Origin of the sequence: Pseudomonas sp. PB120 (assembly GCF_009761815.1) — a bacterium.
Lineage (GTDB): Bacteria > Pseudomonadota > Gammaproteobacteria > Pseudomonadales > Pseudomonadaceae > Aquipseudomonas.
In genome coordinates this window covers 1-13,222 of the sequence record NZ_RWIN01000010.1, presented here as the reverse complement: position 1 = coordinate 13,222, position 13,222 = coordinate 1, and the positions used below count along the sequence as shown (strand labels likewise).

Sequence of the window (13,222 nt, the reverse complement as noted above, 5' to 3'; positions counted from 1 at the left end):
CCAGCCTGCTGGCGATGGACGTCAACGATAACGCGCCCTGTCTGGATGATCGCGGTGTCTGGGTGTCCATCGCCAGCAGGCTGGCTCCCACAGGGGGAATGCGTACGCCAGCAGAATCAGGTCGGCTTTAAGGCCGCCTCGCTTTTGATTTGGCTTTTGACTTTCTTGCCGCCTCGAGAGGCCGAGTGGAGGTTCTGCGCAGTGGGCAACCCGGCATGGATGCCGGTTTAGCCGCGCTGGGCCAGGGATGGCCGATGGCGGCGGGCCCACGGAGCAGGACCGGAGCGAGGGCATGCCGAGCCTTAGCGAGGCACCGAACGAAAGGGGCAAGAGCCCTTGGTTACTTGGGGCTTTTCCAAGTGACTCGCCGTAAGGGCGAAACCAATATCCGCCGTGACCGAAGAAACGGATATGTACGCACTCCACCTCAAAACAGCAGCCCACAAAGCGCAACTGTTTTTTCCCTGTCATCTTTCCCGTGCATGCTCATCCAACCAGAGACGCCGGTTCCCCCGCACTCGGTAATCAGAACTTTCTTCTCCGGCCAGTGGTCATTTAAGTAGACATGCCCCAGGCACATTGTTTTCGGACTATTGAGTGGTGATCGAGATGGAAAGTATCAGTCTATTGCTCGGTGAGGCTCTGAGCCCGTATCAGGTGACATTGACCCCATCGGGAACCCATGGCGAATGCCTGGTGACATTGAAAAGTGCAACCGGCGCAATCGTCGTCGAGCGTGAGTTCAATCACGCCCAGTTGACCGATAAGCGCTTGTTGACGGATGTGGTCGACGGTTTGCACCGGGATGTGCTGATCGCCGAAGGTCGGCTGGAGCCCTGTGTTATCGCGGCATTGCGCAATGCGGCACAGGACAAGATCCTCGCCAGCCGAAATTGAATTTTTTTCTGTGGGAACCTTCCCGCTCCGAAGTCAGTCAGAGGATGTAACAGCAGGATCAAGCATTGTGCTCCGATGCTTGTAGCTTGTTGCTACTGGTCTTTATGTAGGCCACGTTTAACCCCGAGTCGTCTCCCCACTTCTCGGGGTTTCTTTTGTCCGCGATTTGTCAGCGTTGGGCCTGTTGCTCAAAAAACGCCTTGGTGGCTTCCAGGTAATCGCTGCGCCTTTGTGGATCGAGCCAGTCGCCGTACAGCCGATCCAGGCGATCGTGGGGCAGGGTACGCAATAGCCGGTTGATCTCGCTGATCGCCTGTCGACCCTGGGGGGTATTGGAGCAGCCGATATGCCCGGACAGGTAAGGGCCCGTGCCCTTGATCGGATAAAACACCAGTTGCTCATCGGTGATGTTCTTCAGCTCGGCCTGATAGCGAATCTCTGGCCAATAACCCAAGACCACCTGCAAACGACCCAGGCGCTGCATCTGTAGCAGACTGCCAAGGGCGTCGTTGCCGTAGTGCGGCGTCAATGCGCCGGGCGGTGACTGGCGCAACAGGGCGTCGACCAACTGACCGTAGCTGCGTTCGGCAACCACGCCGACTTTCTTGTCGCCGCTGGCCAGCAACGCCGCCAGGTCCACTTCGCCGCCGACCAGGAAGGGTTCCAGAACCGGCAGGTCTTCCTGCCGGATCACTAGACCATTGCTGACGGCACGAAACGCCGGGTCAGAGAAGGCGATCCACTGCTCCCGCTCCTTGGTCCAGATCAGCGAAGGATCACAGGTCAGCGACGCTTCGTGGAGCATTTGCATGCCACGGGCGCGGTTAACCCGCATCAGGGTGTGGTTGTATTGCGGCAGGCCGGCGATCAGCAGTGGCAACATTTGATCAATGATCCCCTGACCTTTCTTCGGTCCCTGGAAAATCATCGTCGGCGGCAGGTCGCGCAGCAACCAGATCAGGGTTTCCTTCGGGTGCGCCGAAACGGTCGGTGGCAATCCCGCCAACAGCGCCAACGCCGCCACTGCGCGCCAGGCGCGGGCATATTGAATGGCGGATGAAGGCAGGCGCTTCAGCTTAGATGGCCCCGTCTTCACGCAGCTTTGCGATCTGTTCCTTGTCGTAGCCAAGATCGTGAAGTACCTGCGCATTGTGTTCACCCAATTGCGGTCCGACCCATTCCGAAGTGCCAGGTGTCTCTGAGAGTTTCGGCACGATTCCCGGCATCTTGAAATCTTTGCCGTCCGGCAACTTGGCCTTCAGGAACATTTCCCGCGCCAGGTACTGCGGATCGTTGAACATGTCTTCGGCGCTGAAGATTCGACTGGCAGGGACGTCGGCCTGATTCAACTGCTCGATGACGGTGTCCAGCGGCAGCGAATTGACCCAGCGATCGATCACCCCGTAAATCTCGTCGCGACGGCTGTCGCGTCCATCGTTGCTGACCAGCCCCGGGTCATTGGCCAGGTCTTCGCGACCGATGACCAGCATGAAACGTTTGAAGATCGCATCGCCATTCGCGCCGATCTGCACATGTTTGCCATCTGCACTGGTATGGATCGACGAAGGGGTAATGCCCGGCATGATGTTGCCGGTGCGTTCACGGATGAAACCGAGGACGTCGAACTCCGGCACCATGCTTTCCATCATGGCGAAGATCGCTTCATACAGCGCCACATCCACCACTTGCCCCAGGCCACCGTTGACCTCGCGATGACGCAGGGCCATCAGCGCGCCGATCACGCCCCAAAGCGCGGCGATCGAGTCACCGATGGAAATCCCGGTGCGCACCGGCGGCCGGTCTTCGAACCCGGTGATGTAACGCAAGCCGCCCATGGACTCACCGACCGCACCAAAACCGGGTTGATCCTTCATCGGCCCGGTCTGGCCGAAGCCCGAGAGGCGCACCATCACCAGTTTCGGGTTCAGCGCGTGCAAGACTTCCCAGCCCAACCCGAGTTTTTCGAGCACGCCGGGGCGAAAATTCTCGATCAGGATGTCGGCTTCACTGAGCAGTTTTTTCAGGATCGCCAGACCGTCCGGGTGTTTCAGGTTCAGGGTCAGGGACTTCTTGTTGCGTGCCTGGACGAACCACCACAGCGAAGTGCCCTCATACAATTTGCGCCACTTGCGCAACGGATCACCGCCGTCGGGGGATTCGATCTTGATCACTTCGGCACCGAACTCGCCGCAAATGCGTGAGGCAAACGGGCCGGCAATCAACGTACCCAATTCAATGACTTTCAGACCTGAGAGCGGTTTTCCGGTGAGCGGCATGCTGGATCCTGTAGGACAAGGCGTGGTGAATACAGCGTTTTAACATAGCCGAACGTCAGACGACCAAGGTTGATCGCCTTCAATTCGTTGATTGCCTGCCGCATCGGTTAGACTTGCCGCCTTTCCTCGTATCAAGAAGCCCGTTCATGGCCCAGCCGTCCACGACCTACAAGTTTGAATTGAACCTCACCGACCTCGACCGCAGCGTTTACGAGACCGTGAAGCAGACCATCGCCCGTCACCCTTCGGAAACCGAAGAGCGCATGACCGTGCGGCTGCTGGCCTACGCCTTCTGGTACAACGAGCAGCTGTCATTTGGTCGCGGTCTGTCAGACGTGGATGAACCGGCGCTGTGGGAAAAGAGCCTGGATGATCGGGTCCTGCACTGGATCGAAGTCGGCCAGCCCGATGCCGATCGCCTGACCTGGTGCTCGCGTCGCACCGAACGCACCAGCCTGTTGGCCTACGGCAGCCTGCGTGTCTGGGAAACCAAGGTGATCCCGGCGATCAAGAACCTGAAAAACGTGCACATCGCTGCCGTGCCGCAAGAAGTCCTGGAAACCCTGGCCAAGGACATGCCCCGCGTTATCAAGTGGGACGTGATGATCAGCGAGGGGACGATTTTCGTCACCGACGACCGTGGTCAGCACGAAGTCCAGTTGCAGTGGCTGAGCGGCGAACGCGGCTGATTTTTTGCCACGTCATCCGGTTTAATCCTACGTATTCAAGAGAAGCCCCTGTCACCTCATGCGCATCGAACCTCGCCTGCTGCCCGATACCCTGCCATTCCTCGGTGACCTGCCGCCGCTGCTGACCCGTTTGTACGCGGCGCGGGGCGTGCAATCCGAGGCGGAACTGGACAAGAGCCTGGCGCGGCTGATTCCGTTCCAGCAGCTCAAAGGCATCGATTCCGCCGTGGATTTGCTGGTGACGGCGCTGGAACAACGCCAGCGGATTCTAATCGTGGGTGACTTCGACGCCGATGGCGCGACGGCCAGTACGGTGGGGGTGCTGGGCTTGCGCCTGCTGGGCGCCGCGCACGTCGATTACCTGGTGCCGAACCGATTCGAGTACGGCTACGGTCTGACCCCGGAAATCGTCGCGGTGGCGCTTGAACGTCAGCCCCAATTGCTGATCACCGTGGACAATGGCATCTCCAGCGTCGAAGGGGTAGCGGCGGCAAAACAGGCAGGGCTGCAGGTGCTGGTCACCGACCACCACTTGCCCGGCGACGAGTTGCCGCTGGCCGATGCCATTGTTAACCCGAACCAGCCCGGCTGTGATTTCCCAAGCAAGGCACTGGCGGGCGTCGGGGTGATTTTCTATGTGCTGATGGCGCTTCGCGCGCGTCTGCGCAGCCTTGGGTGGTACGAGAGCACGCCGCAGCCGAACATCGGCGAGTTGCTGGACCTTGTGGCCTTGGGCAGCGTCGCCGACGTGGTGCCGCTGGATGCCAACAACCGGATTCTGGTGCACCAAGGCCTGGAGCGGATTCGCGCCGGGCGTGCACGGCCGGGGATCAAGGCGATTCTCGACGTGGCCAAGCGCGAGCCTGCGCGCATCACTTCCACCGACCTGGGGTTCATTGTCGGCCCGCGCCTGAACGCGGCGGGGCGCCTGGATGACATGAGCCTGGGCATCGAATGCCTGCTCACGGATGACGCGGGACTGGCTCGGGAAATGGCGGTCCAGCTCGACAGCATGAACCAGGACCGCAAATCCATCGAGCAGGGCATGCAGCGTGAAGCGCTGGCCCAGCTCAAGGATTTGCCGGTGGAGTCGATGCCGTTTGGCCTGTGCCTGTTCGATCCTGAATGGCACCAGGGTGTCATCGGCATCCTCGCCTCGCGTATGAAAGAGCGCTATTTCCGCCCCACCATTGCCTTTGCCGATGCGGGCGATGGCATGCTCAAGGGTTCGGGCCGCTCGGTCCAGGGCTTCCACATTCGCGACGCCTTGAGCGTAGTGGCGGCGCAGCATCCCACGCTGATCAGCAAATATGGCGGCCACGCCATGGCGGCGGGGTTGACGTTGCCGGAAGCGAATTTTCCGCTGTTCGCCGAAGCCTTTGACGCAGAAGTGCGCAGGCAATTGCGCGAAGAGGACCTGACCGGGCGCTTGCTGTCGGATGGGACGCTGGCGGTCGAGGAATTTCACCTGGAACTGGCCCGCGCGTTGCGCCACGCCGGGCCGTGGGGGCAGCATTTCCCTGAGCCGTTGTTCCATGGCGTGTTTCAGCTGGTGGAGCAACGCGTGGTGGGCGAGCGGCACCTTAAAGTGGTGCTGAAAAGTGAATGTGGCTCGGTCAAACTCGACGGCATCGCTTTTGGTATCGACCGTGATATCTGGCCGAATCCGACGATCAAGTGGGTGGAATTGGCCTACAAACTCGACCTCAACGAGTTTCGTGGGAACGAGACTGTGCAGTTGATGATTGCTCATATCGAACCGCGTTGACCCTTTCGCGGGCAAGCCTTGCTCCTACAGGTCTTGGTGCTCCAGTAGGAGCAAGGCTTGCCCGCGAAAGCGATCCCCCAGACGCCAAATATCCCCGGAACCCTCCCTCATCCCCCGATGTCGACTAGGCTCTAAGCACTGCTTGATTATCCTTGTGACGTCTTGTCTCATTTTTTGCCCGCGGGGGCGGGTGCTGCACCTTTTTCCTGTCACTCGTCGACTTTTCAAACAGAACCCTGGAGCCTGCCCACTGATTCGAGAGGTGCCCCATGAGTCTGCTGCTTGAACCCTATACCCTTCGCCAATTAACCCTGCTCAACCGCATCGCGGTATCGCCGATGTGCCAATATTCGAGCGTCGATGGCCTGGCCAACGACTGGCACCTGGTGCACCTCGGCAGCCGTGCTGTCGGTGGCGCTGGCCTGGTGTTTACCGAAGCCACGGCGATCACCGCCGATGGCCGCATCACCGCCGAGGACCTCGGCCTGTGGAATGACGAACAGATCGAGCCGCTGCAACGCATTACCCGTTTTATCGCGGCCCAGGGTGCGGTGGCTGGCATTCAACTGGCCCACGCCGGGCGCAAGGCCAGCACCCATCGGCCATGGATCGGCAAGCATGGCAGCGTCAAACCGGATGACGGCGGCTGGACCCCGGTCGGCCCTTCACCTATTGCCTTCGACCCACAGCACACGCCGCCCAAACAGCTTGACGAGGGGCAGATTGCTGACGTCATTCAGGCGTTTGTCGAGGCGGCAAAACGCGCCCTGACCGCCGGTTTCAAGGTGGTCGAAATTCATGCCGCACACGGCTATCTGCTGCACCAGTTTCTTTCGCCCCTGAGCAATCAGCGGCGAGATCAATATGGCGGTTCGTTCGAGAACCGAATCCGGCTGGTGCTGCAAGTCACCGAAGCGGTGCGTGCGGTGTGGCCTGACGAGTTGCCGTTGTTCGTGCGGTTGTCGGCCACCGACTGGGTAGAGGACGGCTGGAATCCGGACGAAACCGTGGAGCTTGCCCGACGCCTGAAAGACCTGGGGGTGGACCTGATCGATGTGTCGTCGGGCGGCACGGCGGCCAACGCCGAGATTCCTACTGGCCCCGGTTACCAGACCCGTTTCGCCGAACGTGTGCGCAAGGAGTCAGGCATTGCCACTGGCACTGTAGGAATGATCACCGAGCCGGCACAGGCCGAGCACATCCTGAGGACCTGTCAGGCCGACATCATCTTCCTCGCCCGGGAACTGCTGCGCGATCCGTATTGGCCGTTGCATGCCGACGATGATCTGGGTGGACGCAAGGCCATCTGGCCGGCCCAATATCAGCGCGCGACCCATCGTGATCAGCCGATTCATGAGTCGGATTTGCGAGATTGAGTGAGGCTGCAAAAACAAAAAGCCCCGGTCGAGTTGACCGGGGCTTTTGTGTGTCTGGGCGAGCATTTTTGTGGTTTTTCAGGCCGTCATCGCGAGCAGGCTCGCTTCCACATTGTATGTGTGGTGCTCACATAACCCTGTAGGAGCCGGGCTTGCTCGCGAAGACGCCCGTTCAGGCACCCCATCACCCTCAGGTGTACTTACGCTTATCCGGCGCCGGCGGGAAATACTGGTACAACCAGGTTTCACTCAACGTCCGGTCATGGGTGCGAATAAACAACCGCAGCTCCACCGGCTCGACGCTGTCGTTGGTCGGGAACCAGTCGAACGTGATGCGGTAACCCTTGATGTCATCGAGCACCAGCACGTTGAAGTCCTTCACCTGCCCATTCGAGCACGTAACCACCGGCTCGATCCCCGCGCCTTCCGGCAAGCGGTCCAGGCCGCCACCGGTGAAGTCCACGGCAAATCGACGGGCCCAGACCTCCGGGTAATGCTCGCCCGGCGCCCAGCCTTCGACGAAACCGCCCATGCCAGAGCGGGTGGCCGCGACTCGCGCCAACGGCGTGCCGACCGGCGGCAAGGCGCTCCAGTAAAGCTTGTAGCCGTAGTTCAGGGAATCACCGGCCGCGACCGGTTTTTTCGGGGTCCAGAACGCGACGATGTTATCCAGGGTTTCGCCGGTTGTAGGAATTTCCAACAGGTCGATAGAGCCTTCGCCCCATGCAGTTGTAGGTTCTACCCACAGGCTCGGGCGCTTGCCGTACCAGTCGACGGTGTCCTGATAACTGGCAAACTCGTGATCGGTCTGCACCAGGCCGAAACCCTTAGGGTCGGTGTCGGCGAAGGCGTTGAATTGCAGGGTGGCCGGGTTGTTCAGTGGGCGGCAGATCCACTCGCCATTGCCACGCCACATCGCCAGGCGATCCGAATCGTGGATTTGCGGGTGAATCGTGTCGCACATACGGCGTTCGTGGGTGCCGCAACTGAACATGCTGGTCATCGGCGCAATGCCGAGTTGTTCGATGGCGGTGCGCGCATTGACGTGGGCATCGACGCCCATGACGACCTGGCTGGCCTGGCAGTCGATATCGAATCGGTACGCGCCGGTTGCGCTCGGCGAGTCCAGCAGGGCATAGACCACGAAGCGGGTGCTGTCCTTGTCCGGCGTCTCGAACCAGAACTTGGTGAAGTCCGGGAACTCCTCACGCTTCTTGGCGTAGGTGTCGATCGCCAGGCCGCGTGCCGACAGACCGTACTGGCCGGTGGCATCTACCGCACGGAAATAGCTGGCGCCGAGGAAGGACAGCACGTCATGCCGGTCCAGTTCCGGCGCCTTGAACAGCTTGAACCCGGAAAACCCCAGGTCGCCCGTGAGCTGCTGGGTGTCGACCGTGGTTTTTTCATAGTTGAACAGGGACGGGCGGAAATGCACTTCACGAGCCTGGCGCGTCTTCGGGTCGACGCTGTACATGCGCACCGGCTGCTTGAACCCCATGCCGACGTGGAAGAACTGCACATCCAGCTGACCGTTCAGCTCATTCCACAACGAATGATTGCCGTCGTACTGGATCGCATTGAAGTTCTGCGGCGTCATGGTCGCCAATGTCGGCGGCAGCACCTGCTTGGTGTCCTGGTAGCGATTGCCGGCGAGTTGCTTGGCCTGGATCTTCAAGGCTTCGAAGTCGAACGCCTGCGCCTCGCCATCCGCCGCGCCATTCCCGGCCCAGGCGCGCGAGGCCAGCAGGCCGGTGGCCGACAAGCCGGTGTAAGCCGCAATGGCCATGGAAGCTTTGAGCAAATTCCTGCGGTTCATAAGTACAACCTGTCGTGAACAATCCCGGGCCGTTCCTGGCACGTGCTGGATCTGGAATAACGGTTCGGACATGCCTTCGGCCAAACGCAACGGACTTTAAACAGATGCCAAATAGCTTAAACCGTTCGGTTGCAGAGCAAAAATGATTGATGGCACAGCGATAGCGCGGCAATGAAACAAGAAGTGTCGGTTAATTTTTCTGACAGGACTTTCTGATTTATAGGGCATTTCTGCTTTTTTCGACTAATTACTCTAAAAACCTCTTTTCAGCGCGCGGATAGTTTCTATTCTGTGGTCATGACCGGTTTCTGCCCTTCAGGCCGGCGACTGATAAAAAGGATGGGGCGATGCGTTTTTCGAAATTTTCTGTGGCTTATAAAAGGACATCGTCCATGACGAAAGTACAAGGCATCACCGAAATATTGGGAATCTTCCCTTGCTTCAATGTCAGTCGACGAAGGCGTCGATTGAGCCCGGATGAAATGAAATTGGTGGAGCAGTATCGCGACCTGTCGGAGAGTGACCGGATTGCGATGCGCTACCTGGTCGACGCGATGCGGACTGTGTCGCGGTTTTGACGAGCCAGTGGGGGGACCGGCCGTAGCGCGTAGTCACGGCCGAATCTTTGGCACTTACCCGACTTCTTCCACCGCTCGATAAGCCTGATCAATCGCCGCGTGCGCATTCGCGCTCCAGGCGGCGTCCGAGTTGGCGATGCTGACTCGGCCGACCGGCTGACGCGCCAGGTTCATCAGCCTTTCGCTTTCATCGAAATCGTCATACAGGCTGTTGGAAAAATACGCGTAGCCGTGTGACCAGCGGTTGACCGTGATCGCCAGGATGTCGGTCTCGTGGTTGAAGCCGCCAGGGCCGAGCATGCGTTGCAATTGATCGCGAAGTTGCGCTTCCAGTTGTTCGAAAGATTGTCCGTACAGCCGATTACGGCCGGCACGCGCCTGATCGCGCGCATTCATGCCGCTGTCGGGACTGGTGGGGACGTAGACCATGTGCAAACCGATGGGCTGTTTCGGATCGTGTGGGTGGTCATAGCCGCCCATGCTCACCGGGTAGTCGAGCTTGATGCGGCTGTAGGGTTGGGTCGCGGCATAGATTTCGTGCACGCCTGATGTCTGAAACGACTCCCAGTTGCGGATCACTACCTTGGTGTAGACCAGCGGGAACTTCACGTTCTGGCTCAGCGCGTGTGACTGCTCGACGGGCAGGTCCCGCAGCAGGTACGGGATAATCATGTTGTAACAGGCCATGATGCAGTGTTTGCCCCGCACCTGGCGGAGCTGCCCGCCACGGCTGTAGCCAACGTGCACGCTGTTGTCGACGTTGCGCACGCTGACTGCTGTGCTGTTCAGGCGAATGCGCACCGGGGCCCTGGATTGGTCGAGCCTCGCGTAATCGAACGAGGCCAGCACCACATCGTCCATCGTGTGTCCTGGCGCCACTGACGGGATCAGGCTGCGCACCAGTAACCGTGCGAGCGAAGCATTGCCGTCGGGGAAGTGATAGATGTAGGGCACTTCCATTTCCGCCCGGGCGTCTTCGCTGACGGGCTCCAGACTCATCGCACTGAAGCCTGGGAAACCCAGCGAGTAAGCATCGAACGCGGCGACGGCGTCGATGCTCAGCGCCATGTAGTCGTTGGTGCGACTCTGGAAATACTTCACCGCCTGGGTTGAAAGTCCTGCGTCCTTGAGCAGGAAATCCTGGTAACTGGTCACTTCCAGGTGCGCGGTTTTTTCCTCGGTGGTCTTGCCGGCGAGGTAGTCCTTCGGCGTCGTGTGCAGCGCAATCAGCGCCTCGCGGTCGGCTTGCGGCAGCGGGAAGTCGTTGATGAAATCGGTGATGGGACGTGCGTGGAGCTGGTCCGGGGAGATATCGTCGGCGACCATCTGCGTTGGATCGCCGCTGACCAGTTTGTCTTCGCCGAAGTTTTCCTTGTCGAAGAATACGCCGCGGGACAAGCCCCGGTCAGGGTAGAACTGGCGGTGGAACGCGGTCTCGAAGCGCTGGATGTCGACGCCGAGTTTTTTCAGCAGGCCATTCACTTCCTTGCTGTACAGGTGATTGGGCGACTGGAGGGACTCACTGCCGCCGTAACCGATGATCATGCGACCGCCGGCCGAGAATTCGTTGCGCTTGGCGTGGCCGCCAAAGTCATCGTGGTTTTCCAGAATCAGGATGCGTGCTTTCGGATGTTTCTCACGGTAGAACCATGCGGCAGACAGGCCGCTGAGGCCGCCGCCTACCACCACCAGGTCATAGTCCTCGGTGATGGGCAGCTTGTCGGTATCGAAGACTTTTTTCTCCCCGCCCAACTGGTGCGCAATTTCGAAGGAGCCGACGTGGTTGCCGCGCAGGCCGTTGAGGGCCGGAGGGTAGTAGCGCCCATCGGGCGCTGCCTGGAGAATCTGCAGTGGCGTCATGCCGGCTGCGAGGGTGACTGCAACGCCGTTGAGAAAGTCGCGGCGGGTGATATCCATATTCAATCCTAGAAGTTTTCATAAGTCGCCCCGGCATCCGCACGGATGCCGGGGCGAAAGCCGTTACCGGCTGACCTTCCAGGCATCGCCCGCAGGCGCAGTGCCGTGGTCGTAAGGTTTGGCCAGCCACATGTACAGCAGGCCCAGGCCGATGACGATGGCCGTGCTCAATACCATGGCGTAGTTGATGTACCACGCCGCATCCGGCGTGCGGGGCCAGGCCATGTTGATGATGGCACTGACACCGTAGACCAGCGCGCCGATATTGACTGCCCAACCCCATGCGCCCAGGGTGAATTTGCCGCTCGGTTTCCAGCCTTTCATGCGCGCATACAGCGCCGCGAGCACGATCATCTGGAACGCCAGGTAGATGCCGATGGCCGCGAAGCTGACGATCGTTGCCACGGCGTCTTGCAGGAAGAAACCCAGAATGATGATCAACGCTGGCAGGACGCCGGACACGAACAGCGCCGCAACCGGAACCTGAGTCGTAGGAGAAATCTTCTTCAGCAGGGAACTGCCGATGACCATTTCATCCCGGGCGTAAGAGTAGAGCAGGCGACTCGCCGCTGCCTGTAGGCTAATGACACAGGAGATGAAGGAAATCATCACCACGCCCATCACCACTTTCGAACCGACCGGGCCGAAGGCGTTGTTGAGGATGGTGGTGACCGGGTCCTTGTCGGTGCCATTGATCACGGCTTGCATGTCCGGTACGGCAAGGATCAGCGCGAGGCAGGCGAACATCGCTGCAATGCCGCCGATGTAGATGGTCATGCGCATGGCCACCGGGATCTGCTTGCTCGGGTTCGGGGTTTCTTCGGCGACGTCGCCGCAGGCCTCGAAGCCGTAATACAGGAACATCCCCGCCAACGAAGCGGTCAGGAACGCCGGTAGATAAGAGCCGTCGACGCTGATGTCGAAGGTGTTGAACAGCACGCTGAGCGGTTGATGGCGTTCGAAAATCAGCAGGTAAACGCCGACGATCACCGCGCCGACCAGTTCGCACAGGAAGCCGAACATGGCGATGCGTGCCAGCACCTTGGTGCCGCTGAGGTTGACCAGGGTAGCGAACAGGGTCAGCACCAGGGCGATGACGATGTTGGTGTTGTTGTTCGGTTCGAAGCCCAACATGGCGGCCAGGTAAGGACCGGCACCGACAGCCACGGCAGCGATGGTCACGCACAGCGCAATGGAGTAGATCCAGCCGACCATCCACGCCCAGCGTTTGCCCACCAAGCGACGAGCCCACGGGTAGACACCGCCGGAAATAGGGAACTGTGAAACCACTTCACCGAAGATCAGGCACACCAGCAACTGGCCGCAACCCACCAGCAGATAGGCCCAGAACATCGGGGGGCCGCCAGCGGCCAGGCACAGGCCGAACAGGGTATAGACCCCTACGACCGGAGACAGGTAAGTGAAGCCCAGGGCGAAGTTTTCCCACAGGCTCATGCTTCGATTGAAGTTCGAGGTGTAACCCAGTTTGCGTAGCTGTTCGGCATCGCTGTCGGCAGCGATAGCGGAGAGTTCGGGTGATGCATTCATGGTGTGTAAGCTCCGGAAAATCGGCAGATTTCGGATGTCCGAAACCGTGGCAGGACCTTGGCGGTGCTGCCCGGATCGGTGGTTATTGTTTTAGCTTCTTTGGTGTGAGGCCTGGTGGTGCGTATTGACGGTTTCTGCCTTGAAACCGAGGTGACTCCATCGCGAGCAGGCTTGCTCCCACAGGAATTGCGCTGAGCCTGCCTGCGATGCTTTTTTAATGCTTGAACATCACATGCCGAACCACGGTGTAGTCCTCCAATCCGTACATCGACATGTCTTTCCCGTAACCGGACAATTTCTGACCGCCATGGGGCATTTCGCTGACCAGCATGAAATGCGTGTTCACCCAGGTGCAGC

Annotated in this window: 11 protein-coding genes; 5 read left to right on the top strand and 6 right to left on the bottom strand. The window is 59.8% G+C overall.

Annotated elements, in window-relative coordinates:
* Positions 1–609 precede the first annotated feature (609 nt).
* Positions 610–897, top strand: coding sequence for a DUF3509 domain-containing protein (locus EJA72_RS01030; RefSeq protein ID WP_157709699.1), 288 nt, complete (start codon positions 610–612; stop codon positions 895–897).
* 169 nt (positions 898–1,066) lie between these two features.
* Here the strand turns inward: EJA72_RS01030 and EJA72_RS01025 are convergent, their stop codons facing one another.
* Together EJA72_RS01025 and EJA72_RS01020 are read right to left on the bottom strand one after the other, a co-directional pair.
* Complete coding sequence (locus EJA72_RS01025) at positions 1,067–1,993, bottom strand: TIGR02285 family protein (RefSeq protein ID WP_178128954.1); 927 nt, start codon at positions 1,991–1,993, stop codon at positions 1,067–1,069.
* Entirely contained in the window at positions 1,974–3,173 is a 1,200-nt protein-coding gene (locus EJA72_RS01020; RefSeq protein WP_157709697.1) for a CaiB/BaiF CoA-transferase family protein, read from the bottom strand. Before EJA72_RS01020 ends, EJA72_RS01025 begins: the two co-directional genes overlap by 20 nt.
* A gap of 146 nt (positions 3,174–3,319) precedes the next feature.
* Between EJA72_RS01020 and EJA72_RS01015 the strand changes: the two genes are divergently transcribed.
* The 3 genes from EJA72_RS01015 (at position 3,320) to EJA72_RS01005 (ending at position 7,006) form a co-directional block, all read left to right on the top strand.
* On the top strand, positions 3,320–3,862 hold the full coding sequence (locus EJA72_RS01015; RefSeq protein ID WP_007944886.1) for a YaeQ family protein: 543 nt from the start codon (positions 3,320–3,322) through the stop codon (positions 3,860–3,862).
* Positions 3,863–3,920: 58 nt separating this feature from the next.
* On the top strand, positions 3,921–5,630 hold the full coding sequence (gene recJ / locus EJA72_RS01010; protein WP_157709696.1) for a single-stranded-DNA-specific exonuclease RecJ: 1,710 nt from the start codon (positions 3,921–3,923) through the stop codon (positions 5,628–5,630).
* A 269-nt stretch (positions 5,631–5,899) separates the two neighbouring features.
* A complete protein-coding gene (locus EJA72_RS01005; protein ID WP_157709695.1) occupies positions 5,900–7,006 on the top strand; it encodes an NADH:flavin oxidoreductase/NADH oxidase in 1,107 nt (368 codons plus the stop codon).
* Positions 7,007–7,196: 190 nt separating this feature from the next.
* Here the strand turns inward: EJA72_RS01005 and EJA72_RS01000 are convergent, their stop codons facing one another.
* Entirely contained in the window at positions 7,197–8,822 is a 1,626-nt protein-coding gene (locus EJA72_RS01000; RefSeq protein WP_157709694.1) for a glucan biosynthesis protein D, read from the bottom strand.
* Positions 8,823–9,214: 392 nt separating this feature from the next.
* On the opposite strand from EJA72_RS01000, the gene EJA72_RS00995 reads away from it, so the two are divergent.
* Positions 9,215–9,400 carry a hypothetical protein gene (locus tag EJA72_RS00995; protein WP_157709693.1) on the top strand — a complete coding sequence of 62 codons (186 nt, stop codon included), beginning with the start codon at positions 9,215–9,217 and terminating at the stop codon, positions 9,398–9,400.
* A gap of 54 nt (positions 9,401–9,454) precedes the next feature.
* Here EJA72_RS00995 and EJA72_RS00990 read toward each other — a convergent pair whose 3' ends face one another.
* From EJA72_RS00990 to EJA72_RS00980, 3 genes are all read right to left on the bottom strand, one after another.
* Positions 9,455–11,317, bottom strand: a complete 1,863-nt coding sequence (locus EJA72_RS00990) for an NAD(P)/FAD-dependent oxidoreductase (protein WP_157709692.1) — start codon at positions 11,315–11,317, stop codon at positions 9,455–9,457.
* Positions 11,318–11,380: 63 nt separating this feature from the next.
* Positions 11,381–12,865, bottom strand: a complete 1,485-nt coding sequence (locus EJA72_RS00985; RefSeq protein WP_157709691.1) for an APC family permease — start codon at positions 12,863–12,865, stop codon at positions 11,381–11,383.
* A 214-nt stretch (positions 12,866–13,079) separates the two neighbouring features.
* On the bottom strand, positions 13,080–13,222 hold a 143-nt coding region (locus EJA72_RS00980; protein ID WP_157709690.1), incomplete at its 5' end, for an aldehyde dehydrogenase family protein.

What these genes read in the sequence shown, in the direction of transcription:
- EJA72_RS01030 (WP_157709699.1), top strand. Translation starts at nt 610, where the DNA reads ATGGAAAGTATCAGTCTATTGCTCGGTGAGGCTCTGAGCCCGTATCAG.
- EJA72_RS01020 (WP_157709697.1), bottom strand. Translation starts at nt 3,173, where the DNA reads ATGCCGCTCACCGGAAAACCGCTCTCAGGTCTGAAAGTCATTGAATTG.
- EJA72_RS01015 (WP_007944886.1), top strand. Translation starts at nt 3,320, where the DNA reads ATGGCCCAGCCGTCCACGACCTACAAGTTTGAATTGAACCTCACCGAC.
- recJ (WP_157709696.1), top strand. Translation starts at nt 3,921, where the DNA reads ATGCGCATCGAACCTCGCCTGCTGCCCGATACCCTGCCATTCCTCGGT.
- EJA72_RS01005 (WP_157709695.1), top strand. Translation starts at nt 5,900, where the DNA reads ATGAGTCTGCTGCTTGAACCCTATACCCTTCGCCAATTAACCCTGCTC.
- EJA72_RS01000 (WP_157709694.1), bottom strand. Translation starts at nt 8,822, where the DNA reads ATGAACCGCAGGAATTTGCTCAAAGCTTCCATGGCCATTGCGGCTTAC.
- EJA72_RS00995 (WP_157709693.1), top strand. Translation starts at nt 9,215, where the DNA reads ATGACGAAAGTACAAGGCATCACCGAAATATTGGGAATCTTCCCTTGC.
- EJA72_RS00990 (WP_157709692.1), bottom strand. Translation starts at nt 11,317, where the DNA reads ATGGATATCACCCGCCGCGACTTTCTCAACGGCGTTGCAGTCACCCTC.
- EJA72_RS00985 (WP_157709691.1), bottom strand. Translation starts at nt 12,865, where the DNA reads ATGAATGCATCACCCGAACTCTCCGCTATCGCTGCCGACAGCGATGCC.